The organism is Celeribacter sp. HF31, from assembly GCF_011806455.1.
Classification (GTDB): Bacteria; Pseudomonadota; Alphaproteobacteria; order Rhodobacterales; family Rhodobacteraceae; genus Celeribacter.
The window spans coordinates 338,066-363,324 of record NZ_JAATOT010000002.1; the positions used below are offsets into that span (position 1 = coordinate 338,066).

18 protein-coding genes are annotated in these 25,259 nt (G+C 60.1%); 5 read left to right on the forward strand and 13 right to left on the reverse strand.

Annotated features, from left to right (window positions below; translation table 11 throughout):
• Position 1: 1 nt before the first annotated feature.
• Positions 2 to 1,060, reverse strand: a complete 1,059-nt coding sequence (locus HCZ23_RS05100) for a YjgN family protein (RefSeq protein WP_217703126.1) — start codon at positions 1,058 to 1,060, stop codon at positions 2 to 4.
• 223 nt (positions 1,061 to 1,283) lie between these two features.
• Between HCZ23_RS05100 and typA the strand changes: the two genes are divergently transcribed.
• Entirely contained in the window at positions 1,284 to 3,104 is a 1,821-nt protein-coding gene (gene typA / locus HCZ23_RS05105) for a translational GTPase TypA (RefSeq protein ID WP_167600622.1), read from the forward strand.
• Positions 3,105 to 3,359: 255 nt separating this feature from the next.
• On the forward strand, positions 3,360 to 3,947 hold the full coding sequence (locus HCZ23_RS05110) for a VOC family protein (protein WP_167600623.1): 588 nt from the start codon (positions 3,360 to 3,362) through the stop codon (positions 3,945 to 3,947).
• Positions 3,948 to 3,996: 49 nt separating this feature from the next.
• Here HCZ23_RS05110 and HCZ23_RS05115 read toward each other — a convergent pair whose 3' ends face one another.
• From HCZ23_RS05115 to HCZ23_RS05145, 7 genes are all read right to left on the reverse strand, one after another.
• Positions 3,997 to 4,284 carry a DUF1330 domain-containing protein gene (locus HCZ23_RS05115; protein WP_066704933.1) on the reverse strand — a complete coding sequence of 96 codons (288 nt, stop codon included), beginning with the start codon at positions 4,282 to 4,284 and terminating at the stop codon, positions 3,997 to 3,999.
• Positions 4,285 to 4,287: 3 nt separating this feature from the next.
• Entirely contained in the window at positions 4,288 to 6,951 is a 2,664-nt protein-coding gene (gene alaS / locus HCZ23_RS05120) for an alanine--tRNA ligase (RefSeq protein ID WP_167600624.1), read from the reverse strand.
• Positions 6,952 to 7,089: 138 nt separating this feature from the next.
• Positions 7,090 to 8,172: a recombinase RecA gene (gene recA / locus HCZ23_RS05125; RefSeq protein WP_303048525.1), complete on the reverse strand. Its 1,083-nt coding sequence runs from the start codon at positions 8,170 to 8,172 to the stop codon at positions 7,090 to 7,092.
• 239 nt (positions 8,173 to 8,411) lie between these two features.
• Positions 8,412 to 10,706 carry an ATP-binding protein gene (locus HCZ23_RS05130; RefSeq protein ID WP_167600833.1) on the reverse strand — a complete coding sequence of 765 codons (2,295 nt, stop codon included), beginning with the start codon at positions 10,704 to 10,706 and terminating at the stop codon, positions 8,412 to 8,414.
• A 253-nt stretch (positions 10,707 to 10,959) separates the two neighbouring features.
• Positions 10,960 to 12,141 (reverse strand): RsmB/NOP family class I SAM-dependent RNA methyltransferase, encoded by a 1,182-nt coding sequence (locus HCZ23_RS05135; RefSeq protein ID WP_167600625.1) that lies wholly within the window; start codon positions 12,139 to 12,141, stop codon positions 10,960 to 10,962.
• A gap of 81 nt (positions 12,142 to 12,222) precedes the next feature.
• A complete protein-coding gene (gene guaB / locus HCZ23_RS05140; protein WP_167600626.1) occupies positions 12,223 to 13,674 on the reverse strand; it encodes an IMP dehydrogenase in 1,452 nt (483 codons plus the stop codon).
• Positions 13,675 to 13,848: 174 nt separating this feature from the next.
• A complete protein-coding gene (locus tag HCZ23_RS05145) occupies positions 13,849 to 14,850 on the reverse strand; it encodes a tellurium resistance protein (protein WP_167600627.1) in 1,002 nt (333 codons plus the stop codon).
• Between the two features lie 168 nt (positions 14,851 to 15,018).
• On the opposite strand from HCZ23_RS05145, the gene HCZ23_RS05150 reads away from it, so the two are divergent.
• Entirely contained in the window at positions 15,019 to 15,765 is a 747-nt protein-coding gene (locus HCZ23_RS05150; RefSeq protein ID WP_167600628.1) for an NYN domain-containing protein, read from the forward strand.
• A gap of 55 nt (positions 15,766 to 15,820) precedes the next feature.
• Here the strand turns inward: HCZ23_RS05150 and HCZ23_RS05155 are convergent, their stop codons facing one another.
• From HCZ23_RS05155 to HCZ23_RS05175, 5 genes are all read right to left on the reverse strand, one after another.
• The gene (locus tag HCZ23_RS05155; RefSeq protein ID WP_167600629.1) at positions 15,821 to 16,912 is read right to left on the reverse strand and encodes an ABC transporter ATP-binding protein; all 1,092 of its coding nucleotides are present in this window, start codon (positions 16,910 to 16,912) and stop codon (positions 15,821 to 15,823) included.
• 23 nt (positions 16,913 to 16,935) lie between these two features.
• On the reverse strand, positions 16,936 to 18,591 hold the full coding sequence (locus HCZ23_RS05160) for an alpha-glucosidase (RefSeq protein WP_167600630.1): 1,656 nt from the start codon (positions 18,589 to 18,591) through the stop codon (positions 16,936 to 16,938).
• Between the two features lie 17 nt (positions 18,592 to 18,608).
• Positions 18,609 to 19,871 carry a carbohydrate ABC transporter permease gene (locus HCZ23_RS05165; RefSeq protein WP_167600631.1) on the reverse strand — a complete coding sequence of 421 codons (1,263 nt, stop codon included), beginning with the start codon at positions 19,869 to 19,871 and terminating at the stop codon, positions 18,609 to 18,611.
• Positions 19,872 to 19,883: 12 nt separating this feature from the next.
• Positions 19,884 to 20,885 (reverse strand): carbohydrate ABC transporter permease, encoded by a 1,002-nt coding sequence (locus HCZ23_RS05170; protein ID WP_167600632.1) that lies wholly within the window; start codon positions 20,883 to 20,885, stop codon positions 19,884 to 19,886.
• A gap of 178 nt (positions 20,886 to 21,063) precedes the next feature.
• A complete protein-coding gene (locus HCZ23_RS05175) occupies positions 21,064 to 22,332 on the reverse strand; it encodes an ABC transporter substrate-binding protein (protein WP_167600633.1) in 1,269 nt (422 codons plus the stop codon).
• 350 nt (positions 22,333 to 22,682) lie between these two features.
• Between HCZ23_RS05175 and HCZ23_RS05180 the strand changes: the two genes are divergently transcribed.
• Together HCZ23_RS05180 and HCZ23_RS05185 are read left to right on the forward strand one after the other, a co-directional pair.
• A complete protein-coding gene (locus HCZ23_RS05180; protein ID WP_167600634.1) occupies positions 22,683 to 23,714 on the forward strand; it encodes a LacI family DNA-binding transcriptional regulator in 1,032 nt (343 codons plus the stop codon).
• A 203-nt stretch (positions 23,715 to 23,917) separates the two neighbouring features.
• Entirely contained in the window at positions 23,918 to 25,258 is a 1,341-nt protein-coding gene (locus tag HCZ23_RS05185) for a GH1 family beta-glucosidase (RefSeq protein WP_167600635.1), read from the forward strand.
• Position 25,259 lies beyond the last annotated feature (1 nt).

Genomic DNA, 25,259 nt, shown 5'->3' on the forward strand with positions numbered 1-25,259 from the left:
CTTAGATGGCCATGCCGAGGTCGATGCCCTCGATATCGACATAGGCGTCCCCAATGGCCGAGGTCTTCTGAACCTCGCCACCAATGAAGTCATCGAGCGAGCCGTTGGGCGCAACAAATGTGTTCGCGGCCAGATAGCGCGTCATGCGGATATGGGCGAGCGGGGTCAGAAGACCCAAGGAGATCACCACGAGGAACGCGTTAGAAAAGGCCACCCAGAGAAGACCCGCCGGGGAAATGGTCGAACGGAACTTGTGCCCGCCTTCCAACTCGGTGCCCGCAAAGACGGCATTGCGCAGGAAGGCCTGATATATGAAGGCCATCGGCACAATCGCCACCAGAGCCACCACGTAGATCAGGCCAAAACGGATCATCATCTCCGGCGTCGGCTCAGCGGTTTCCATCGCCAGAGAGGTGAACACATCGCCCGCGCCGATGGCCCAAAGGCCAACCCCGCCGATCACCGCCATCCACAGGACGGCAAAGACGAAGGCCTTGTAGAACGGGCTGATGGGGCTTTCGAAATGGAATTTCGCCGTCCCGAAGCGGTGGTTGTTGGTGGTGTAGCTGTGCTGCGCGCGGATCACGAAGGGCAGCGTCAGATAGAGGGTGAACAGGGACAGAACCGGATAGAGGATCAGCGTGCGCAACGCGCCCCAATAGCTGCCCTCGAAATCAAAGCGCAGCCCCGACCAGGAGGTCATGCGGGCGCGGAAGCGGAAGGCTTTGTTGATCAGCGTCGGCACGTAGATCAAGACGCCAAGCCAGAGCAAAATCCCCAGCGGCGGCAGAACGGTCGTGACGATCTGCAACACCACAATGGCGGCGATGACGATCAGGCGGCCGATGAAAATCTGTTTGCCACTGGCATGGTAGTCGAAGCGACGGCCCTCGATCTCGGTATGTTGGTGAAAATATTTCAACCGGCGCACCTTGGCCCAGGCCGAATAAATGCCCAATGTGACGATGCTCAAAAGAAGATTGACGATCCACACGCCGAAATATTCGCGCGCGGTCCCGGAAAACACCACCGGGCGATACTCTTGGTCTTGCACTCTCATGTCCCTTATCGTTGAGATGATTTGTCGCGCCCCAAAATCGGATATCGCATGATTTTGCAAAGGGAAAATTATGACGGATCGCTCCCCGTCAAAAGATCGCACACCACACAGAAACAGCCCCGAACCGCCTAAAACGGCCCAAATGCGGTTTTACGTCTGGCTTTTTGTCCCGGACCGGGGTAGGCGCAAGCCAACTCATCTTCACCACGGAAACCCCTACCCTATGGATCTTCGCAATATCGCCATCATCGCCCACGTTGACCACGGCAAAACCACGCTCGTGGACGAGCTTCTGAAACAGTCGGGCACTTACCGCGAAAACCAGGCCACCACCGAACGCGCCATGGACTCCAACGATCTGGAGCGTGAGCGCGGCATCACCATTCTGGCGAAAGCCACCTCGGTCGAGTGGAAAGGTCATCGCATCAACATCGTCGACACGCCCGGCCACGCCGACTTTGGCGCCGAAGTCGAACGCATCCTCTCCATGGTGGACGGCGTTGTCCTTTTGGTGGACGCCGCCGAAGGTCCGATGCCGCAAACCAAATTCGTGACCTCGAAAGCGCTGGCTCTCGGCCTGCGCCCCATCGTGGTTCTGAACAAGGTCGACAAACCGGACGCCGAGCCCGACCGTGCGCTGGACGAATGTTTCGATTTGTTCGCCTCGCTGGATGCCAGCGACGATCAGCTCGACTTCCCGCACCTCTATGCCTCCGGCCGTTCCGGCTGGTGCGATGCGGAACTCGACGGGCCGCGCAAGAACCTCGATGCACTCTTTAACCTGATCCTGAACCACGTCCCTGCTCCGCGTCAGCTCAAGCATCAGGACGAGCCGTTCAAAATGCTCGCCACCACGCTGGGCGCGGATCCGTTCCTTGGTCGCCTTCTCACGGGCCGCGTCGAAACCGGCAAGATCAAAGCCGGCGCCACCGTGCAGGCTCTGACCCGCAACGGCCAAAAAATCGAGCAATTCCAGGTCAAGAAAATCCAGGCCTTCCGTGGTCTCGCCATGGCTGAGATCGACGAAGCCATTGCAGGCGACATCGTCTCGCTTTCCGGCATGGCGAAAGCCACCGTGTCCGACACGATCTGTGCGCTCGAAGTCGATGAGCCGTTGGAGGCCCAGCCGATCGATCCGCCGACCATCACCGTGACCTTCGGCATCAACGACAGCCCGCTGGCCGGTCGCGAAGGCAAGAAAGTCCAGTCTCGCGTGATCCGGGATCGTCTCATGAAAGAGGCCGAAACCAACGTCGCGATCAAGGTCAAGGACACCCCCGGCGGCGAGGCCTTTGAGGTCTCCGGCCGTGGCGAATTGCAGATGGGCGTTCTGATTGAAAACATGCGCCGCGAAGGGTTCGAACTGTCGATCTCCCGCCCGCAGGTGATCATGAAGGAAGAAGACGGCAAACGCATGGAGCCGGTCGAGGAAGTCACGGTCGACGTGGATGACGAATACTCCGGCGCCGTGATCGAGAAACTGACGGGTGCCCGCAAAGGCGATCTGACCGAGATGAAACAGCAGAACGGCAAAACGCGGATCATCGCGCATGTGCCCTCGCGCGGTCTCATCGGCTATCACGGCGAATTCCTCACCGACACCCGCGGCACCGGCGTTTTGAACCGCGTGTTCCACGGCTGGGTGGCCTACAAAGGCCCAATCCCGGGGCGCCGTCAGGGCGTTCTGATCTCCATGGAAGACGGTGAATCCGTGGCCTATGCGCTGTGGAACCTGGAAGAGCGCGGCAAGCTGTTCATCGGCGCGCAAGCCAAGGTCTACCAAGGCATGATCATCGGCGAGCATTCGCGCGACAACGATCTCGAAGTGAACCCGCTCAAAGGCAAGAAGCTCACCAACGTGCGTGCGTCGGGCACGGATGACGCAGTGCGCCTGACGACGCCGGTGACGCTGTCTCTGGAAGAGGCGATTGCCTACATCAATGACGACGAGCTGGTCGAAGTGACGCCGGAGAGCATCCGCCTGCGCAAACGCTACCTCGACCCGCACGAGCGCAAGCGCAACGCCAAGGCGGCTCAGATCTAAAGCGTTTCTCAAAAGCTTGAGGCACTCAATTTTTGAGAAACGCAACAATATCAATTCAGTGTGGCAACGTTTTCCGCTCAATCTGAGTCAGATTAAACGAAAAACGCTTTAAGTCTTCTGAGTATTTCTGCTGCAATGAAAACAAAGGCTCGCCCTCACCGGCGGGCCTTTCGCTTTGGCGCGCAGTGTCTGTGCGGGCGTCGGTCTTCGAGATTGACGGTGATTGCGCTATCCTGGTCTCAAAGGAGACAAGCCATGCGTAAAATCCAAACTCAGGGCGTGCATCACATCACCATCACCGGCGCCGACCGCCAGTCGACCATCGACTTTTGGGAGGGTGTCTTGGGCATGCCATTTGTGTTCGAGCAACCCAACCTCGACAAGCCCGAGGACGGCCATCTCTATTTCGATCCGGGCGACGGGCGGTTGATCACGGTGTTCACCTCCGAGGAGCGCAAACCGGGACGGCACCGGATCGACCAGGGACCGGGGTCTTTGCACCATCTGGCGTTCAATGTCTCGAAAGTCACCTTCGATCAGGTCGTAGACCGGCTCGACGCGCGGGGGGTGAAACATTCGGGCGTCAAGGATCGCGGGTTCATGGACAGCATCTATTTCCGCGAGCCGAACGGGATGTTGATCGAGCTTGCGAGCTATCGGTTTGAGCCACCTTTGGGCTACACGCACACCGATGTGCTGCACCGCGCGCATCTGATCCGTGTGGCGGCGGGCGATGACCATATCGATACAGTGCATCTGACCGATGCCATCGAGGAGCTGGTGCATCAGAACACGAACACGCTGTCCTTTGATCGCAGCCCGAAAAACCCGTTTTCCAAATAAAAACGGCGCGGAGGTTTCCCCGCGCCGCTTTCAAATACTGTGAGAGATCTCACTCGGTGGTTTCGATCACCACGATGTCCCGCTCGGAAGCGCCATTGGCGTGGCTCAGCGCCTCCTGATATTCGGGGCTGTTATAGCAGGCGACAGCCGCTTCGACGCTGTCGAAACGTGTCACCACGTTGCGCGGGCGGTCATTGCCCTCAAGCTGGACATAGCGCCCGCCCCGCGCAAGGAAGGTGCCACCGTGCTTGGCAATCGCGGGGCCTGCGAGTTTGGCGTAGCGGCCATAGGCTTCTTCGTCGGTGACCTTGATGTTGGCAATCCAGAGTGCGGGCATGATTTATCCTTTCAACAGGGTTTCTGCGGCTTCAATTGCGGCGTCAGCACCAGCGAAGTCCTTGCCCCCGCCCTGCGCCATGTCGGGACGGCCACCGCCGCCTTTGCCACCGACCGCAGGCACGGCGGCCTTGAGCACGTCCACGGCGGAGACTTTCGACGTCAGGTCGTCGGTCACGCCGCAAGCGACCGCCACTTTGCCGTCCTCTTCGGCGATCAACAGGATCACGCCGGAGCCGAGGTTGTTTTTATGCGCATCGATCAAGCCGCGCAGGTCCTTGCCGGACACGCCGGAGAGAGCCTGAGCGAGGAAGGGGATGCCGTTCACATCCTTGGCCTCGGCACCGCCTTTGGCGCCGCCCCCCATGCCACCACCAAGTGCGATCTGTTGCTTGAGGTTTGCGACTTCCTGTTCGAGGCGCTTGCGCTCGTCCGACAGGGATTTCACACGCTCCACAACCTCGGAGACCGGGGTTTTCAACAGCGCGGCGATTTCGCCCGCACGGTTGGCTTCGGCCTCCAGATGCGCCAAAGCCGCCTCTCCGGTGAGGGCCTCGATCCGACGCACACCGGCCGACGATGCGCTGTCGCCCAGGATCACACAAAGGCCGATGTCGCCCGTGCGTTTGACGTGGGTGCCGCCGCAAAGCTCTATGGAATAGGTCTGGCCATCGGTGCCCTTGCCGGTGTCAGCATGGCCCATGGAGACCACGCGGACCTCTTCGCCATATTTCTCGCCAAAGAGCGCCTGCGCGCCCAAAGCACGCGCGTCATCGGGCGTCATGATCCGGGTTTCGACGCCCGTGTTCTGGCGGATGTAGAGGTTGATGTCGGATTCGACCTTAGCGATTTCCTCGGCGCTCAGGGCCTTCGCGTGCGAGAAGTCGAACCGCAGACGATCCGGCGCGTTCAGCGACCCGCGCTGAGCAACGTGATCGCCCAGAGCCTCGCGCAGCGCCTCGTGCAACAGGTGCGTCGCGGAGTGGTTGGCGCGGATGGCGCTACGGCGGGCGTGATCGACTTCCAGAGCGGCCGATGCGCCGACTTTGATCTCGCCAGACTCGATGGTGGCGAAATGGATAAAGACGCCCGCGACCTTTTTCGTGTCGGTCACTTTGGCGATGGACTTTTCCACGCGGATCACGCCGGTGTCGCCGACCTGACCGCCAGATTCGCCATAAAACGGCGTCTGGTTGACCACGATCTGCACCGTGTCGCCCTCTTTGACGCTGTCCACGCGCGCGCCGTCTTTGACGAGCGCCACGATCTCGCCCTCGGCCTTCTCAGTGTCGTAGCCCAAGAATTCCGTGGTGCCTTTGTCTTCCGCGATGTCGTACCAGACGGTCGCATCCGCGGCCTCGCCAGAGCCAGCCCAAGCGGCACGTGCCTTGGCTTTTTGTTCGGCCATGGCGCTATCGAAGCCGGAGGTGTCAACCTCGACGCCTTTTTCGCGCAGCGCATCCTGGGTCAGGTCGAGCGGGAAACCGTAGGTGTCGTAGAGTTTGAACGCCGCCTCGCCCGGAAGCTTTTCACCCTCCGGCAGATCGACCAACTCATCTTCCAACAGTTTCAACCCGCGATCCAGCGTCTGGATGAACCGGGTTTCTTCGAGCTTCAGCGTCTCTTCGATCATCGCCTGACCAATCCGCAACTCCGGATAGGCATCCCCCATCTGGCGCACCAGTTCCGGCACCAGCTTGTACATGATCGGGTCCTTCGCACCCAGAAGATGCGCATGACGCATGGCGCGACGCATGATGCGGCGGAGCACATAACCGCGGCCCTCGTTCGACGGCATCACGCCATCGGCAATGAGGAAAGAGGTCGAACGCAGGTGATCCGCGATCACCCGGTGGTGAACGTTCTTGTCGCCATAGGGATCGACAGAGGTCGCATGTGCCGAGGCTTCGATCAGCGCCTTCATCATGTCGGTGTCGTAGTTGTCGTGCGAGCCCTGCAACAGCGCCGAAATCCGCTCAAGCCCCATGCCGGTGTCGATCGACTGCATGTCGAGATCGGTCATCGTGCCGTCAGCGAAGCGTTCGTTTTGCATGAACACGAGGTTCCAGATCTCGATGAAACGGTCCCCGTCCTCTTCCGGGCTGCCCGGAGGGCCGCCCCAGATGTGATCGCCGTGATCATAGAAAATCTCGGTGCAGGGACCACAAGGCCCGGTGTCGCCCATCTGCCAGAAGTTGTCCGAGGTGGCGATGCGAATGATCCGATCTTCCGGCACGCCGACCTTTTTCCAGATCTCGAACGCCTCGTCATCGGTGTGATAGACGGTGGTGTAGAGCTTGTCCTTCGGGATGTCGAAATCCTTGGTGATCAGCTCCCAGGCAAAGGGGATCGCCTCATGTTTGAAGTAATCGCCAAAGGAAAAGTTGCCGAGCATCTCAAAGAACGTGTGGTGCCGCGCCGTGTAGCCGACGTTGTCCAGATCGTTGTGTTTGCCGCCCGCGCGCACACATTTTTGCGCCGTGGTGGCCCGCACGTAATCGCGTTTTTCCAACCCGGTGAAGCAGTTCTTGAACTGCACCATCCCGGAGTTGGTGAACATCAGGGTCGGGTCATTGCGCGGCACCAGCGGCGAGCTGTCCACGACGGTGTGACCGTTGCGTTCAAAATAGTTGAGAAAGGTTGAGCGGATGTCGTTCACGCTGGGCATGTGGGGCGCGTCCTTGCGGGTTTTCTTGGCATTCAAGCCGGTTTACCGTTCTCATGCGAGGCTGTCCATAACGCGCGACAGCAAAAAGGGCCGAAACGCGTCGGCCCTTTGCTTTAATATCTGACTGTCGAGGTGATCTCACTCGTCGTCGAGCAAATCGTCCTTTTCGAAATCATCGCCAAGATCGAAATCGAGACCATGCGCCGCACGGATTTTATCCTCGATCTCAAGCGCGACCTGCGGGTTGTCCTTGAGGTAGCGTTTCGCATTCTCACGGCCCTGCCCCACACGCTCGTCGCCGTAGGAGAACCAGGCCCCGGATTTGTCCACGACACCGGCCTTGACGCCGAGGTCCAAAAGCTCGCCGGTTTTCGAGATGCCTTCGCCATACATGATGTCGAATTCCACCTGTTTGAACGGCGGCGCCACCTTGTTTTTCACCACTTTCACGCGGGTCTCGGAGCCGACCACCTCGTCGCGATCCTTGATCGCACCGATGCGGCGAATATCGAGACGCACGGAGGAGTAGAATTTCAGCGCATTGCCGCCGGTGGTGGTTTCGGGAGACCCGAACATCACGCCGATTTTCATGCGGATTTGGTTGATGAAGATCACGGTACATTTCGAGCGGCTGATCGAGCCGGTCAGCTTGCGCATCGCCTGAGACATCAGACGGGCTTGCACACCGACAGAGCTGTCGCCCATGTCGCCTTCAAGCTCGGATTTCGGCGTCAGCGCCGCGACCGAGTCGACGACGACGAGGCTCACAGCCCCGGAACGCACCAAAGTGTCCACGATTTCAAGCGCTTGCTCGCCGGTGTCCGGCTGGGAAATCAGCAACTCATCGAGATCGACGCCGAGTTTTTTCGCATAGATCGGGTCGAGCGCGTGCTCAGCGTCCACAAAGGCACAAACGCCGCCTTTTTTCTGTTCTTCGGCCACACAATGGAGCGTCAGCGTGGTTTTGCCCGACGATTCCGGGCCGTAAATCTCGACGATACGACCCTTCGGGATGCCACCGATGCCAAGCGCGATGTCGAGCCCAAGAGAGCCCGTCGAAGTTGCTTCGATTTCCTGCACCGGGTTGTCGGCGCCCAGTTTCATGATCGAGCCTTTGCCAAATTGCCGCTCGATCTGGGCCAGCGCGCTGTCGAGCGCCTTCTGCTTGTCCCCGTTCTGTTTACCGTCGTTCTTTGCCATATCTTTGGTCGCCGTTGCCATCTGTTTAATTCCTTATTTCACACCCATTCCAAAGCGTCCATCACGCAATCTCTGGCGCGTTCGGGGCGGGGTCCTATGCGGAGCTCGTGTTCGCCTCTTGTTCTCATTCATCTTTATGAGCACAAAAAGAGAACATTTCAACTTAAATTTACGAAAATCACTGTGAGGCAAGATTGGTTAACGAGAGGTTGCTAAAAATCGGCAAGGCAAAATAATTTTTGCGACTGACGCAGTTCCCCTCAATGAAACTGCGCCTGCACCGTCGCGGTCAGTTCGGACAAAGAGAAGGGTTTTGGCAGGAAGGTCGAATTCGGAATGCGTGATTGCTGCTCAGAAAAATGATCCTCCGCATAGCCCGAGACGAAGACCACCTTAACCCCCGGACGCTCCTTGAGCGCCTCAGACACCCAACTTGGCCCATCCATCCCCGGCATAATCACATCGGAGACGAAAACGTCGATATGCAGGCTGTCGTCTTCCAAGGTTTCCAATGCCTCCTCGGCATTCTCCGCCTCGATCACCGTGTAGCCGCGCAGACGCAGCGCGCGGGAGGCAAAGGCCCGCACAGGCGCCTCGTCCTCGACCAGAAGGATCACGCCAGAGCCGCGCTCGGCCTGGGTCGTGACATCGGGCAAGGGCTTGTTCGCCGCCTCGACCACCGCCTCAGCGCGTGCCGTATGGGCCGGGAGATAGATGGTAAAGGCCGTGCCTGACCCCACCACACTGTCGACAAAAATGAACCCGCCCGTCTGTTTGATAATCCCGTAGGCGGTCGACAGCCCAAGCCCCGTGCCCTCGCCCGTGCGCTTTGTCGTGTAGAACGGCTCGAACACTTTCTGAAGCCGCTCGGGCGGAATGCCGACGCCCTGATCCGACACGGTCACCATGACATATTCCCCCGCCGGAAGCGTCGCCCGGTCGCGGGTAAACCCCTCGCGCAGCACCTCGTTGCGGGTTTCCACCTTGATCTCTCCTCCCGCCGGCATCGCGTCACGCGCGTTCACCACGAGGTTCATGATCACCTGCTCAAGCTGGCGTTTATCGACCCGGATCGGCAAAAGACCGGCATCGTGATTGAGCGTCAGAGTGACCTTTTCGCCCACCAGACGGTTCAGCAAATGGGTCAGATCGGACAGCGTATCGCGCAGGTCGATGACCTCGGGTTTCAGCGTCTGTTTGCGCGAAAATGCCAAGAGCTGACCCACGAGAGAGGCCGCACGGTTGGCGTTTTGGTGAATCTGCACCAGATCGCTGTAATCCGGGTCCGCCTTGTCGTGACGCAGCAACAAAAGATCGCAATGTCCTGAAATCGCGGTCAAAAGATTGTTGAAATCATGCGCCACGCCGCCCGCGAGCTGACCGATGGCCTGCATCTTCTGGCTCTGCACGAACTGCGCCTCAAGCGACTTGAGTTCGGTCGCATCCGACAGCACGGCAATCAATTCGATCTGTTTGTTCTGGCCTTCCACACGATTGAGGGTAATCTGCAAAAAGGTATCATTTTGCGGCCGCGATGCGCGCACGAACTCGGGTTTGCGCGCCCGCCCCATGGCCACATCGGTGACCCAATCCTGCACCGGACGCCCCAGCCCCTCAACCAGATCGCCAAGGCTCAGCTGATCATGCGAGGGGATCGACAACAACTCGCGCGAATGCCGGTTCGACTGCAAAATCCGGCCATCGACCGCCACCTTCAAAAGCGCCACGGGGAGCGCGTCAAAGGCATCCCATTCCCCGACATTGGGCGTGGTTTCCGGCAGGAAATACAATTCTTTACGCCCCGACTCTCCACTTTCGAACTGAGCCACACGGGCATAAATCCGCCCTTCTACCCCGGCCAGCACATGCACATCCCCGGGGCGGATCGGCAGATCGGTGATCATCCGGTCCAGCGCCTTTTCGCGATGGCCAATCAAGCGGCGCAATGGCTCGTTCATATAGAGGATCGTGTTGTTCTTGCTCATCGTCAGCATGGGCAGGGAAATGACATCGCCATCGAGCGCACCGCCCCGCTCCGCCATATCTTCGAGCCGCCACAGAAAGCCGTCTTCGCCGATCAGATGCACCGCGAGGCGCATATGCCCGTGGCGCATCACCACGTCTTCGCGCGCCGCCCCTTTGGCCAGCGCCCGCGATTGCAGGCGGCTGAGCGTGGCGGCAGGCGCCGCGAAGAGGTCCTCGAGCGCGCCCAAAAGTGTCTCGCCGCCGCGACCGCCAAAACGGGCCACCGCCGCGCGGTTCTCATAACCGATCACGCCATTCAAATCCGTGGTGAAAGAGGGCGCGGCATCATTGGCCACAAAGGCGGAAAGCGCGGCATAAAGCCTGCGCCGCATCTGTTTCTGGCGATAGCTCAGAAGCGTTACAAGCAGCGCCGCCCAAAGCAGCACAGCCCCCGCCGCAAAGGCCAGGACGCCAAGACGCGGCAATGGAATTACCAAGGCACTGGCACATAAAGCCGCGCCCCCCAAGGCAATCGCCAAACTATAGGGTGCCAGCCGTCCGGCCTGTTTCGACAATGGGCCTGCGGTCATCGTGGTGTACACACGTCCCCCCTGACTATGCGTCTGTCCTGCCGTTGCAATCCGGCATGTCTCATCATGGCCCGACCCAGCCGTCGGGAAATATGTCAACGGAATCTGAAAACTCCGTGCGTTCAGACCGAGTGTGGAAGCGGTTTGGTTAATGTGCTTTTAATGCCCGGTCCGTTTCACGATAAAACGTGAAGAACTATCGGTAAAGTTGTATTGTTAACTTATTTTTCCCGTTTCCATAGTGGAAACAGTCTCAGGCATTGCGGCGCAGAACCGCATAAAAGAACCCGTCACCGCCCTCAAGCGGACTCAGCAGGCGCTGTTTTTCCAAGTGAAACTCGGAATTCCGCGCCATAAAGGCCGAAACCTGAGCGGCATTTTCCACCTCAAAGAGCGAACAGGTCGCATAGGCAAGGCAGCCGCCCGGGCGCACCATGGGCGCAACCTCATCAAGAATATCGGATTGGATCGCGGTGAGATGGGTGAGCCGCGAGGGCGTCAGGGCCCATTTCCCTTGCGGGCTACGCGAAAAGGCGCCAGAGCCGGAACAGGGCACATCGCAAAGCACCAGATCGTAACTTGCGGCCAGCTCGGATTTGCGCGCCGTGGTGATCTTGAGCCCTGCGCGCCCGGCCCGCGCCGCGATGTCCTGCATCCGCGCGGGATCGACATCATGGGCGGTAAGAGTGAGCTTGGCCCGCGCGCCCATGGCGAGAGACTTGCCACCGCCGCCCGCGCAATAATCCAGAACCGACATGCCGTCTTCGAGCGGCAGCGCGTCGATGATGGCCTGAGAGCCCGCATCCTGAAGCTCGACGAGACCGGTCAGATAGGCCTGCGACCGCGCCACGGCGCGGGCCCCTTTGGTGACCTTTAAAGCGGTTTCCGAGAGCGGATGCGGCACCGCTTCGATGCCGTCATTGGCGAGATGCTCCAACGCATGGCCCAGCGTCGATTTCGCGGCATTGACCCGCAGATACACATCCGCGCGCTGACGCATCCCCACGAGCACCTCTTCCGTGGTCTCGCCAAGTGTTTCTTTATAAAGCGGCACAAGCCAGTCCGGACAGTCGAGACGCACGCCCAAAGGTGCATCCTCCAGCGCAGGAGCCGCCCCGCGCTCCTCGTCCGTCAAAGGACGCGGCGCAAAGCGGTCGGTACAAAACAACGTGTCGGGATCGGTGCCAGCGGCGCGCAGAGCGCCGATCATCACCTGCCGAGCCGAGGGCCGTCCCTGCCCCGCACCGCCCAACCAGCCGTAGGAGCGCAGGCACCGGATCGCATCGAAGACCAGATCGCGGATCGCCGCGCGGTCTTTCGAGCCCGCGAAGCGATGCCCCCGCGCCCAGGTGGTCAACACACGTTCGGCATTCTCGCCGATCAGCACATCGTCGAGAATCTCTATGGCGGCGGAAAGGCGGGCAGCGGGTGTCATGGGTTCAGCAAAAACAGGGTCTGGTGCAAAAAGCAACGGCGACCGAAGGCCGCCGTCGTTGTTTCTTTGATACGGGTCGGCTCAGCCGATCCGGTAGTTCGGGCTTTCGCGGGTGATCTGCACGTCGTGGACGTGAGATTCCTTGAGGCCCGCGCCGGTGATCTTGGTGAAGTTACAATTCGTGTTCATCTCCGCCACAGTCGCGCAGCCGGTGTAGCCCATGGCGGCACGCAAACCACCAACCATCTGGTGCAGCACGGTGCCGACGGGGCCTTTGTAGGGCACCTGACCCTCGATGCCCTCGGGCACGAGCTTGTCGGAGGCGGCGTCTTTTTGGAAATACCGATCCGCAGAGCCGCGCGCCATGGCGCCCAAGGAGCCCATGCCGCGATAGGATTTGAACGACCGGCCCTGGTAGAGGATCACCTCGCCCGGAGACTCATCCGTGCCCGCAATCATCGAGCCGACCATGGCAACAGAGGCCCCCGCCGCAATGGCTTTGGCGAAATCGCCGGAGAATTTGATGCCGCCGTCGGCAATCACCGGCACGTCACCAGCGGCTTTCGAGCAATCCATGATTGCGGTCAACTGCGGCACGCCGACGCCCGCGACCATGCGGGTGGTGCAGATCGACCCCGGCCCGATGCCGACCTTGACCGCATCCGCGCCCGCGCCGATCAGCGCCTTGGTGGCCTCGCCGGTGGCGACGTTGCCCGCGATGATCTGGACGTTGTCGCCGAACTCTTTCTTGGCGCGGGCCACGGCGTCGATCACGCCTTGGGAATGGCCGTGTGCCGTGTCGATGACGATGATGTCAACGCCCGCGTCCACCAAGGCGGCGGAGCGTTCAAAGCCCGCATCGCCCACGGAGGTGGCGGCAGCCACGCGCAGACGGCCGAGGCTGTCTTTGCAGGCCGAGGGGTTCAGCACGGCTTGTTCGGTGTCTTTGAGCGTCAACAGACCGGTCAGGTGGCCTTTGGCATCCGTCACGAGCAGCTTCTCGATCCGGCGGGCTTTCATCAGGGAGATTGCCTCGTCGCGATCTGCGGGCTCTTGCAGAATGGCGAGATCGGTCGAGGTCATCACCTGAGACACCGGCGTGTCGTCGGAAGTGGCAAAGCGCATGTCGCGGTTGGTGACGATGCCGACCACGCGGCGGGTCTCGTCAATCACCGGGAAGCCGGTGAAATTATACTGGGCACAAAGCGCCTTGGCGTCCGCGATGGTCTGGTTCGCGGTGAGCGTCACCGGGTTGTAGACGATGCCGCTCTCAAAGCGTTTGACGCGGCGGACCTCGATGGATTGCTTTTCCACGTCGAGGTTCTTGTGGATCACCCCCACGCCACCGGCCTGCGCCATGGCGATGGCCATGCGGGCCTCTGTCACGGTGTCCATCGCAGAGGACATCAGGGGGATGTTCAGCTGAATGGCCTTCGTCACAAAGGTCTTGGTGTCCGCCGTTGACGGCAGCACGGAAGATGCAGCCGGAACAAGCAATACGTCATCGAAGGTAAGCGCCTCGCGAATCTCCATCAGGTCTCTCCATGGGGGATACGGTTTGGCACGTCCCTATTGCATGGATGTCCCACAATGGAAAGGGTGTTTTGTGGGTTTCACCGAGATGTCACGCAAGATTTAGGGCCGCCCTCTGGGGAGAGGCGGCCCTTTTTGAGTATTTTTCGCAGCAAAGGAAACGCAATAGAGCCGTCAGACAACAGCGGCGTTGGTGGCTTTGGCCAGTTTGCCACGGGTCCAGAGCTGCATGATTTTCACGGCGATATAGGTGATCACCAGGGTGGCCGCGACCAGCTCCAGCCCGCCGATGAGGCGAAACGGCATCGGCTTGAGCGTGGCGGCGGCGAACATCAGGTTGGCGAAGGCCGCGAGCGGAAAGGTGAAGGCGCCCCAGAGCGCAGAGAAATCGCCTTTGGTGAGGTAGCGGATGGCCCCGAGATAGACGATCAGAGCGGTCACGCCGATCCAGGCGAAGGCCAGCGCAAGCGTCGTGTAGCCCAAAAGCGTGGCGACGATGCCGAAAAGCGAGACCGGCGCGATATGGATCGCCAAAAGCGGGCGCAGCGGCGGCGGCACATCGGCGCGGGCGAATTGCATCGCGGAAATGATCCAGACGGCGGCAGCAATCGGCAGGGTCGTGGCGAAGATGATCTGGGACAGGCCGATCCAGCCCAAAGGCACGGCGGAAAGGGGCGCGATGATGTAGCCGACAAAGGCCAGATGCCAGGCGGGCGTCACACGGCGCTGCTCCGTGGGGCCAATGAGAAGCGAGCGGATGGTGAGGACCGCCACAATCGTCAGCGCCACAAGCGAGAGCACCAGCACGGTTTTCGCCGCATCCGTCGAATAGGGCACCAGCACAGCGGCAAAGAGAAAGCCCGCGTCCGCCCCTGCGGCAAGGCCTGCGCGCCCGGGCAGGATGCGCAGGTCATCGGCAACCACCGAGGGGCGACGAGCGACCTTGGCCAGATAGGCCACCACCGCGAAGATGTAGAGCAAAGACACAGCGCCGAGGATCATTTCCCCGATCCAGTTCGGCGCAGAGGGCAGGATATTGCCCGCCTGACGCCAGGCAAGCCCCATCCCCAAAAGCCCCATGATCGGCGGAAAGATTGCCGGCGGCGTGGCGCGCCAGAGGCCTTGCGGCGGCGCGTTGAAGGGTTTGGGCATGATGCGGGGCGGGGTCTGGGACATGGGATCTGGCCTTCAAACATATATTTCGAAGGTTGAATACCACCCTGCCCGGCCCGTTGAAAGGATTTCATCGGGGCGCATCATGGGGCGCGACGTCGCGGCTGCACTGGCCCTCGAAACCGCAATGTTCTATGGCTTGAGCAACCGCGCCCGCGAAAGGCCTTCCCCATGCCCAATATGACCAAACCGCCCCTCCTTGCCGTTCTGATCGACGCCGACAACATCTCCGCCAAATATGCCGAGGCGATGTTCGAGGAAATCGCCACCCTCGGCGAGGCCAGCATCCGACGGATTTACGGCGATTTCGCAGGCGGCGCGCCGCAGGGCTGGAACAAGGAAAAACTGGCGGCTCTGGCAATCGTCCCACATCAGCAATTCGCCAACACCACCGGCAAGAACGCCTCGGACATCGCTCTGGTGATTGATGCCATGGATATTCTGCATTCCGGACGGTTCGACGGGTTCGTTCTGATTTCCTCTGACAGCGATTTCACCCGGCTCGCCAGTCGCATCCGCGAACAGGGGCTCGATGTTTTTGGCATGGGCATGCGCAAGACACCGGGCGCATTCGTGAAGGCCTGCAAGCGTTTCATCTATGTCGAGAACCTCCTGCCGGAGGCCGTGAAACCCGTCGCCAAGCCGCGCAAGCCCGAAGAGGTCGCAGAGGTCAGCCCCGCCGCAGAAACGCCGCTTGAGGATCCCACCAAACTGGTGATCCGGGCCATGGATGCGATCAATTCGGACGATGAATGGGTGACTCTGGGACAAATCGGTCAGTATATCACCGCCGCCCAACCCGATTTCGATACCCGCAGCTATGGCAAGCGCAAGCTCAGCGAATTGATCGCCTCTCTGAAACTGTTCGAAACCAGACGCGGCGAGGGCAACCAGATCATGGTGCGGCGGCTCGACTGATCTGCCTCCCCCGGTCGAGCGCAGGCCGCCTTGCGGCGACCTTTCGCGGTCGTTCTCACCCTTTCGGTCGCATCGACAGCCCATCGGCAAACAAATGCACCTTCTCCGGCGGCGCGGAGAGTTTCACCGTCTGGCCTTTGAGCCCTGCATGGATGCCCGGGAGCTTGGCGATCAGAGGCTCTTGGCCGCGTTCGGCGACGAAATAGAGCAAGGTTACCTCGCCTAGCGCCTCGACCACATCGACCACACCGTCGAGGATCGCTTCGCCCTCGGCCAGATGCATGTCCTCTGGGCGCACGCCGATGTTGACCTTTCGGCCCATGTCGGCGGCTGTCGTCGGGATCGCGGAGGTGGCGATGCCTTCGCCGTCGAGCTTGACCTTGGTCATCGTGCCGGTCTCGATGATCTCGCCGGGGATCAGGTTCATCGAGGGCGAGCCGATGAATTGCGCGACGAATTCATTGTCGGGCTTCTCATAGAGTTCGAGCGGGCTTCCGACCTGCGCGATGCCTTTGTTTGCCAGCACCACGATGCGGTCTGCCAAGGTCATCGCCTCGACCTGATCGTGGGTCACATAGATCATCGTGCTGTCGGGCATGCTTTCCTTGAGCTGGGCGATCTCAAGGCGTGTCGCGACGCGCAGCGCTGCATCGAGGTTGGAGAGAGGCTCATCGAAGAGATAGACCTTCGGGTCGCGCACGATGGCCCGACCGATGGCAACGCGTTGCCGCTGACCGCCCGAAAGCGCCTTCGGCAGACGGTCGAGATAGTCTTCGAGTTGGAGGATATGAGCGGCGCGCATCACCGCCTCCTTGATCTCGTCCTTGGATTTCTTGGCGAGTTTCAGGGAGAAGGCCATGTTGTCGTAGACCGTCATATGCGGGTAGAGCGCGTAGGACTGGAACACCATGGCGATGCCGCGTTGCGCGGGGGGCACGTCGTTGACCCGCACCCCGTCGATCTCAAGCGTGCCGCCGGAGATTTTCTCCAGCCCTGCGATCATGCGCAAAAGCGTGGATTTGCCACAGCCGGACGGGCCGACGAAGACGATCAGCTCGCCGGTCTCGATGTCGAGATTGATGTCCTTCAGGACCTCAACCTTGCCACCATAAACCTTGGCGACATTTTCCAGTTTCAGATCAGCCATGACCTCTCTCCCCTCCCTAATTCTCAGACTTTATACCGCAGCATGATCGCGGGCTGCCACGGCCCCAGATGCAGCTTGCCGTCTTCCATCGGCGAGGCGGAATTCAATTCGCTGCCGACCTGATGCCAATTGCCCTTCGGCGCCTCAAGGCTCGTCGGTTGATCGGACAGGTTGAAGGCACAGAACAGCTCTTCTTCGTCACTCTTGCGGGTGAAAATCAGGCACGGCCCGTTGACGTGCATGTCCTCCATCGTCCCCGTCATCAGCGCCTTATGCGCATGGCGGAAGGCAATCGCGCGGCGGTAATGGTGCAGGATCGCGCCCGGATCGTATTCAGACTGCGCGACCGCCAGCGGATAGTGATCCGCGCTCACCGGCAACCAGGTCTGGCCCGCGCTGGAGAAGCCGCCGTGATGCTGGGAGCGTTCCCAGACCATCGGCGTGCGACAGCCGTCGCGGCCTTTGAAATCCGGCCAGAACAGAATGCCGTAGGGGTCTTGCAGATCTTCGAACTTCAGCTCCGCCTCCGGCAGGCCCAACTCCTCGCCCTGATAGATACAGGTCGAGCCACGCAGACACATCATCAGCGTCGTGAAGGCCCGCGCGCCCATCGGATCGAGGTGCCAGCGCGACATATGCCGCACCACGTCGTGGTTTGAGTACGCCCAACAGGCCCACCCATCTGCGGCCACCTCATCCACCTTGTCCATCACGCTCTTGATATACTCGGGCGTCGGCGTGTCGCCGGACAGAAGGTCGAAGGCGTAGCACATATGCATGAGATCATCGCCCGCGGTGTATTCGCCGAGGATTTCCAGATCGCGTTGGTCGTCGCCCACCTCGCCGACGGCGGCGGCGTTGAAGGGCTCCATCACGGCGCGCAGTTTGCGCAGGAACTCAAGGTTCTCGGGCCGGGATTTGTCATAGATGTGGTTTTGCCACGTATATGGGTTCACGGCAGGCGCGGTCTTGGCCTGACGCTCTTCGGGCGCCAAGGGCGGGTTGTCGCGCAGCTCGGCGTCATGGGTGTAGAAGTTGATCGTGTCGAGACGGAAGCCATCCACGCCACGGTGTAGCCAGAACTCGGCGACATCCAACAGCGCCTTTTGCACCTCGGGTTCGTGGAAGTTCAGATCGGGCTGCGACGTCAGGAAGTTGTGCAGGTAGTACTGCAACCGCCCCGCATCCCATTGCCAGGCCGAGCCGCCAAAGATCGACAGCCAGTTGTTCGGCGGCGTGCCATCGGGTTTGGCATCCGCCCAGACATACCAGTTGGCCTTCGGATTGGTCTTGTCCTCACGGCTCTCGATGAACCACGGGTGCTGGTCGGAGGTGTGGCTGAGAACGAGGTCAATCAGCACCTTGACGCCATATTGATGCGCCGTGTCGATCACCGCATCGAAATCCGCGAGAGAGCCGAACATCGGGTCGACATCGCAATAATCCGAAACATCATAGCCGAAGTCCTTCATCGGCGAGGTGAAGAACGGCGAAATCCAGATCGCGTCGACGCCGAGCGAGGCGATATAGGGCAAACGCTGCACGATGCCCAAAAGATCGCCGATGCCATCGCCGTTGCTGTCCTGATAGGAGCGCGGGTAGATCTGATAAATGACGGCGCCACGCCACCAATCTTTTTCACGGGTGAAATGCGCAGGGGAGGAAGAAGTTGCGGTCATAGGTTCACTCATTTTGTTTATTTAACGGAACCGGCCAGAAGGCCGCGCACCAGATATTTCTGCATGAAGAAGAACACCGTCAGCGGCACGGCGATGGACACGAAAGCGGCGGTGGCGAGGATTTCCCAATTGCCGCCACGGGTGCCCAGAAGTTCGACGATCTGCCGCGTCATCACGGTGGTTTCTCCGGAGCTGTCGATCAGGAAAACCAACGCCACGAGCAAATCGTTCCAGGTCCAGAGGAATTGGAAGATCGCGAAGGACGCAAGTGCGGGGAAAGACAGTGGCAGGATGATTTTTGTGAAAATCTGGAAATCCGTCGCGCCGTCCACGCGGGCGTTCTCGATGATGTCTTTCGGCAGGCCGACCATGTAGTTGCGCAAGAGATAGATCGCGAGCGGCAGGCCGAACCCGGTATGCGCCGCCCAGACGCCCAGATAGCCCTTGGAATTGATCGTGTCGCCGGGTTCAAAACCGAGCATTCGGCCCAAAGCACCCACTTCGGCAAAACGGCGCGCGTTGTCCTCCATCGGCGTACCGACAAGCGCAATGAACCATTCGACGACGGCGCCATGGAAGCTCAACAGCGGGATGAGCGCCAGTTGCAGCGGCACGACCAAAAGCCCGACGATCACGGCAATCAGAAATGCCCGCCCCCGGAAATCCATCCAGGCCAAAGCATAGGCCGCGAAAGCCGCGATCAGGATCGGGATGACGGTCGCCGGGATGGTGACGGTTAAGGTGTTGATAAAGGCCTTGCCCATCTTGTCGGTGGCCTGGCCGTTGAACAGAACCGTGCGGTAGTTGTCGAACGTGAAGGACGGCGGCGTCACCGCGGTCAGGAACACGCGCTCACCGCGACGGCCCGAGAATTCCGTCTCATTCACAAGGCGATAGTCGCCATTGGCCGCAACGGTCAACTGGCCGTCGTCGCCCAGATCTGCGGTTTCGCCGGGGCCGTAGGCGGCAATGTCGCGCGACGAGGTGCCCCAAGCGGAAATTTCACCCGCCGCGTCGCCCTCTTCTTCGAAAAGATTGCCTTCGATCACGTAATTGCCGTCAATCTGCTGCTGCGTCTCAGGGCTTGCGGTGCGGATCATCGTGTTCTGTTCCTGCGGAAACAGCGCCTTCCACCAGCCGGAGCTGGCGATCTGATCGGCGGTGCGGAACGACGAGACGAACAGCCCGACAGTCGGGAAAAGCCACAGGAACACGAGCACAAGGACCGAAATATGCGTGGCCCAGATCAGGGCGGGTTTCTTACCGGCGATATTATCCATGATCCCCTCCCCTCACTTCATCTCTTTGCGGGCGTTGTAGACGTTCCACACCAAAATAGGCGTCACCAACAGCATGATCACCATGGCCGCCGCAGAGCCGACCCCCCAATCACGGGCGCGGAACAATTGGTCGTACATATAGTTGGCGAGCACCTGCGTCTCCCATTGCCCGTTGGTCATGGCAAAAACGATGTCGAAGACCTTGAGCACCACGATGGTGATCGTGGTCCAGACCACGACGATGGTGCCCATGATCTGCGGCACTTTGATGCGAAAGAAAATCTGGAACGGGTTGGCGCCATCGACGATCGCGGCCTCGATGGTCTCTTCCGGCACGCCCCTGAGAGCCGCTGAGAGGATCACCATGGCGAACCCGGTCTGAATCCAGATCAAGACCACCATAAGGAAAAAGTTGTTCCAGAACGGAATGGTCAGCCAGTTCATCGGCTGATCGCCCCCCAAAGCCAGATAGATCGCATTCAAGATGCCGATCTGCTCCGTGCCCAGAGGCCGGGCGTCATAAACCAGTTTCCAGATCACCGCCGCGCCGACGAAAGAGATCGCCATCGGCATGAAAATCAAGGACTTGGCGATAGAGCCCCAGCGGATGCGGTCGGTGAGTTGCGCCACCAAAAGCCCGAAGGCGGTGGACATCGCAGGCACAACCAAAAGCCAGAAGGCGTTGTTGCGCATCGCTTCCCAGAATTTCGGATCGCCGGACATTTTGCGGTAATTCTCAAGCCCCACATAGGCCCCGCCGAGATCGCGATCGGTGAGAGACAGCCGGAGCGTCTCGACCACCGGATAGGCCAGATAAAGCCCGAGCGCGGCAAGCCCCGGCAAAAGAAACAGCCAGGGCCGCACCAGATTGGCGCGGTTGATATTGCGACCGGCATTGGCCCCGCGCGCGGGGAAAATCACCTTGTCGAGGATGATGTTGGAAAAATAGAAATAACCGATACAGGCCCCCACGCCGATGGCGATGGTCAAAAGCCCCTGAAGTGCCGGATGCATATTGTTTCCCCTTCTCTCAACCAAGGCCCGTGCAACCAAAACCCCAGTCCGTTTGCGCGCCGCCCTGCCCCTTTTCGAGGTCTGACTGTTTCACCTGATCGGTAAAATGCAAAGACGCGAAAGCCTCCGGGCCCAGACTGAAACAGGGGCCCGGAGGGATGTCTTAGAGATCACGCGCTTATTTCAGAGCGTCCCAAGAGTCTTGGATGGTTTTGGCCACATCCTCGGCGGGTTCGCCACCGGTGTAATCGACCATGCCCGTCCAGAAGGACCCGGCGCCCACGCCACCCGGCATCAGGTCTGAGGCGTCAAAGCGGAAGGTCGTCGCACCCAGAAGGATGTCGTTCATTTTCTTCAACGTCGGGTCGGAGAAGACAGAGGTGTCCACCGCCTTGTAGGGCGTCAGGAAGCCTTTCTGTTTCATCCAAGCCTCATGCGCATCGGTGGTTTTCAGGAATTCCATGAACTGTTGCGCTTCGGGGCTGTCGTTGGTGATCGCCCAAAGCGTGCCCGCACCCAGCACCGGCTGGCCGAGGTCTTTGCTCTCATAGGCCGGGAAGTAGAAAAAATCCGCATCCTCGCCCAGCATCGTACCCTCGGGGAAGAAGGCCGGAATAAAGGACGCCATGTGATGCATGTAGCATTGCGGCGGCGAGGCAAAGAGACCTTTCGGGCTGTCCCGGAAATCGGTCGACGCTACGGAGCCTGACCCGCCGGAGACGAAAGCGTCATTGCGGGCAAACCAACCGAATTCCTCGATGGCCTCAACCACGCGCGGGTCGTCGAATTTCACCTCATTGGTGACCCAGCCGTCATAAACCTCGGGCGGCTGCGTGCGCAGCATCAGGTCTTCGACCCAGTCGGTTGCCGGCCAGCCGGTCGCAGCGCCCGACCCCAGCCCGATGCACCACGGCGTTTCGCCATCGGCGACGATCTGTTCGGTCAGCGCTTTGAGCTCTTCCATGGTTTCGGGGATCTCATAACCCGCGTCCTCGAAATTCTCCGGCACGTACCAAACCAGCGATTTCACGTCGATCTTATAGGGGAAGGCGTAGAGGTGATCCGTACCGTCCTCGCCCGTGTATGTCCCCAAGGCGGTCCAGCTTTCGCCCGCCGCGTAATTCTCTTTCAGCCATTCATCAGTCCCCTCGCTCAGCGGCGTCAGGAACCCACGGCGCGCCATATCGGCGGCCAGACCCGGCTGCGGGAAAACGGCGACATTGGGCGCGGAGCCCGCTTCGGCATCAATCACGATCTGCTGTTCAAAACTGTCGGAGCCGACATAGGCGACGTCAAGGCCGCTCTGCTCTTCGAAGACGTCCAAAACCTTTTCGACCATTTCCTGGTCGGCGCCGATCCACGGACCGGCAATCGTCAAATCCTGCGCCTGCGCACCACCCGCAACCAAAGCGAGCGTGGCGGCACCGGAGTAAAGTGTCTTTTTCATGTAAACCTCCCAGTTTTCATACCCTGACATGGGCATCTCCACCCTAGCGCTATCAGCCCGAAAATCAAATGGTTCTCCAGACCTCAAAGCGCTTTGGCTTTTCCCCAGCCTTGCCGATGTGCACGCCAGAGTCAATGACCCGGATCAAGGATTAAGAGGCTTGCGCATGGGAACTCGTTGCGATCACACTGATACGCCCGGTCTGGAGGGGCAGCTTGAGGGGCGAAAGCAGCAAGACAATCCGGGTCATCTCCCCCACAAGGCAAGGCCGAAGGGGCTTTACCGCCCCCCTAAGCCGCGGCTAGCATGAAGAAAAACGTGCACACAATGCATGCAAGAAAAGGCGCAAGATGAACCTCAAAGAGCTTTCCACCCTGCTGGGCCTGTCCCAGACCACCGTGTCGCGGGCCCTGAACGGCTATCCCGAAGTGTCCGAAGTGACCCGCGACAAGGTGATGAAAGCCGCAAAACAGCACAATTACACGCCCAACATCCGCGCCCGTGGCTTGGCCACAGGGCGCAATCATACGGTGGGCCATGTGATCCCGCTGTCGACCGAACATGAGGTGGTGAACCCGGTGTTCACCGATTTCATCGCGGGCGCGTCTGAGATTTATGCGCGCGAAAATTACGACATGATGCTCACCATCGTGCCCGACAAAACCGAGGCCGAGGCCTATCGAAAAATCGCCGCGAAAGGCTCGGTCGATGGCGTCATCGTGCATGGCCCCAAGGCCAACGATCCCCGCATCGCGCTGTTGCGCGAGATCGGCATGCCCTTTGTGGTGCATGGCCGGTCGGGCATTGCCGAGGAAAGCGAATATTCCTGGGTCGATATGAACAACACCCGCGCTTTCGAGCGCGCCACCCAGTTCCTGATCGACCTGGGGCATCGTCGTATCGGGCTTTTGAACGGCTTGGAGAATATGGATTTCGCCATAAAACGTCGCGAGGGCTATCGCGATGCCTTGATTTCCGCCGGACTGAAAGAGCACAAGGAACTCTGCTATTCCTCTGAAATGACAGAGGAATACGGATTTTCCGCCACGCTGGAGATGCTCGCACTGCACAAACCTCCGACCGCGATCCTGGCCTCTTCGATCATTGTCGGTTTCGGTGTGCGCCGGGCGCTCGACACTGCGGGCCTCAAGATTGGCAAAGATGTGTCGCTGATCGTGCATGACGACGATCTGTCCTATCTGCGCAACGGTGCGGCCGAGCCGATCTACACCGCCACGCGGTCCTCTGTGCGCATGGCCGGACGGATTTGCGCCGAGATTTTGATGGAACAAATTTCTGATCCGAAACGCCCGATGCGCCACGTGCTTTTGGATGCGGAATTGATCATCGGCCACACCACCGGCCCGGCCCCCAAAAGCTAAACGTCTCTCTTCCACCTCGCGGATTTTTCCCAAGAAATTTTTATGACGCCGCAAAACCAAAGCGCTTTGGTCTTGCTTCGACCAAGACTTCAAGACTATGTAAGAGACAATCGCGGGCGTCCCCCGGGGCGCTCCGCGCACAAAAGTTAGCGCTACCTACGCCCGTAGAATCCGTCGCAGAAAACCCAGGCCAAGGAGGTCCCATGACATCTCGCCCCAACCTGACCCGCAAAGACTTTCCGAACGGCTTTCTCTTTGGCGCCGCCACCGCCGCCTATCAGGTCGAGGGCCATAAATTCGGCGGCGCAGGCCCGACGCATTGGGACACTTTCGCCGCCACGCCCGGCAATGTGCTGCGCGCGGAAGACGGCGCTTTGGCCTGCGATCAGTACCACCGCTACGGCAAAGACATGGACCTGTTGAAAGACGGCGGTTTCGACGCCTATCGCTTTTCCACCAGCTGGGCGCGGGTGATCCCCGAAGGCCGCGGCGCCGTGAACCGCGAAGGCCTCGATTATTACGACCGGCTCACCGACGCCATTCTGGAACGTGGCCTTGAGCCGCATCTGACGCTGTACCATTGGGAGATGCCCGCGGCTCTGGCCGATCTGGGCGGCTGGACCAACCCCGACGTGCATCTCTGGTTCGGCGATTTTGTCGAGGTGATCGACGATAAGATCGGCGACCGCATGGCGACGGTGGCGACGGTCAACGAACCTTGGTGCGTTTCTTATCTCTCGCATTTCCTGGGCCATCACGCGCCGGGCCGCCGCGACATCCGCGCCGCCGCCCGTGCCATGCATCATGTCCTGAAGGCGCATGGCGAGGCCATGACCCGGCTGCGCGACCGGGGCCGCAAGAACCTTGGCATCGTGATCAATTTCGAACACACCCAGCCCGCCAGCGACGATCCGAAAGACATCCAAGCCGCCGCCACGCAGGACGCCACAAACAATCGCTGGTTCATCGAGGCCATCGCGAAGGGGCATTATCCGCAAGAGGCGCTCGCGGGCCTTGAGCCGCATCTGCCGAAAGGCTGGCAAGACGATATGACCGCGATTTCCCAGCCTATCGGCTGGCTCGGCGTGAACTATTATTTCCGCCAACTGGTCGCCCATGACGCCGCCTCGCCCTGGCCCCATACCAAACCCGCGCAGGGTCACTTGGCCACCACGCAAATGGGCTGGGAGATTTGTCCCGAGGGCCTGCGCGCGCTTTTGGTCAACCTCAAGGACCGCTATGTCGGCGATCTGCCGATCGTGGTGACCGAAAACGGCATGGCCTGGGACGATCATATGAAAAACGGCGTGGTGCACGACCCGGAACGCTGCGCCTATATCACCGATCACATGGCCGCGATGCATCAGGCGATTGCCGAAGGCGTGAACCTCAAAGGCTTTTTCTACTGGTCGCTTTTGGACAACTATGAGTGGGCTTTTGGCTATGAACGGCGCTTCGGCATCGTGCATGTCGATTTTGAAACGTTGCAGCGCACCCCCAAAGCCTCGTATCACATGTTGAAAGACATGATCGCACGGAGCTGAA

Coding starts and splice junctions, on each gene's coding strand:
- HCZ23_RS05100 (WP_217703126.1), bottom strand. CDS start 1,060: ATGAGAGTGCAAGACCAAGAGTATCGCCCGGTGGTGTTTTCCGGGACC.
- recA (WP_303048525.1), bottom strand. CDS start 8,172: ATGGCAACGGCGACCAAAGATATGGCAAAGAACGACGGTAAACAGAAC.
- guaB (WP_167600626.1), bottom strand. CDS start 13,674: ATGGAGATTCGCGAGGCGCTTACCTTCGATGACGTATTGCTTGTTCCG.
- HCZ23_RS05150 (WP_167600628.1), top strand. CDS start 15,019: ATGCCCAATATGACCAAACCGCCCCTCCTTGCCGTTCTGATCGACGCC.
- HCZ23_RS05180 (WP_167600634.1), top strand. CDS start 22,683: ATGAACCTCAAAGAGCTTTCCACCCTGCTGGGCCTGTCCCAGACCACC.
- HCZ23_RS05165 (WP_167600631.1), bottom strand. CDS start 19,871: ATGGATAATATCGCCGGTAAGAAACCCGCCCTGATCTGGGCCACGCAT.
- HCZ23_RS05160 (WP_167600630.1), bottom strand. CDS start 18,591: ATGACCGCAACTTCTTCCTCCCCTGCGCATTTCACCCGTGAAAAAGAT.
- HCZ23_RS05185 (WP_167600635.1), top strand. CDS start 23,918: ATGACATCTCGCCCCAACCTGACCCGCAAAGACTTTCCGAACGGCTTT.
- HCZ23_RS05170 (WP_167600632.1), bottom strand. CDS start 20,885: ATGCATCCGGCACTTCAGGGGCTTTTGACCATCGCCATCGGCGTGGGG.
- HCZ23_RS05135 (WP_167600625.1), bottom strand. CDS start 12,141: ATGACACCCGCTGCCCGCCTTTCCGCCGCCATAGAGATTCTCGACGAT.
- HCZ23_RS05115 (WP_066704933.1), bottom strand. CDS start 4,284: ATGCCCGCACTCTGGATTGCCAACATCAAGGTCACCGACGAAGAAGCC.
- alaS (WP_167600624.1), bottom strand. CDS start 6,951: ATGCCCAGCGTGAACGACATCCGCTCAACCTTTCTCAACTATTTTGAA.
- HCZ23_RS05155 (WP_167600629.1), bottom strand. CDS start 16,912: ATGGCTGATCTGAAACTGGAAAATGTCGCCAAGGTTTATGGTGGCAAG.
- HCZ23_RS05130 (WP_167600833.1), bottom strand. CDS start 10,706: ATGACCGCAGGCCCATTGTCGAAACAGGCCGGACGGCTGGCACCCTAT.
- HCZ23_RS05110 (WP_167600623.1), top strand. CDS start 3,360: ATGCGTAAAATCCAAACTCAGGGCGTGCATCACATCACCATCACCGGC.
- typA (WP_167600622.1), top strand. CDS start 1,284: ATGGATCTTCGCAATATCGCCATCATCGCCCACGTTGACCACGGCAAA.
- HCZ23_RS05145 (WP_167600627.1), bottom strand. CDS start 14,850: ATGTCCCAGACCCCGCCCCGCATCATGCCCAAACCCTTCAACGCGCCG.
- HCZ23_RS05175 (WP_167600633.1), bottom strand. CDS start 22,332: ATGAAAAAGACACTTTACTCCGGTGCCGCCACGCTCGCTTTGGTTGCG.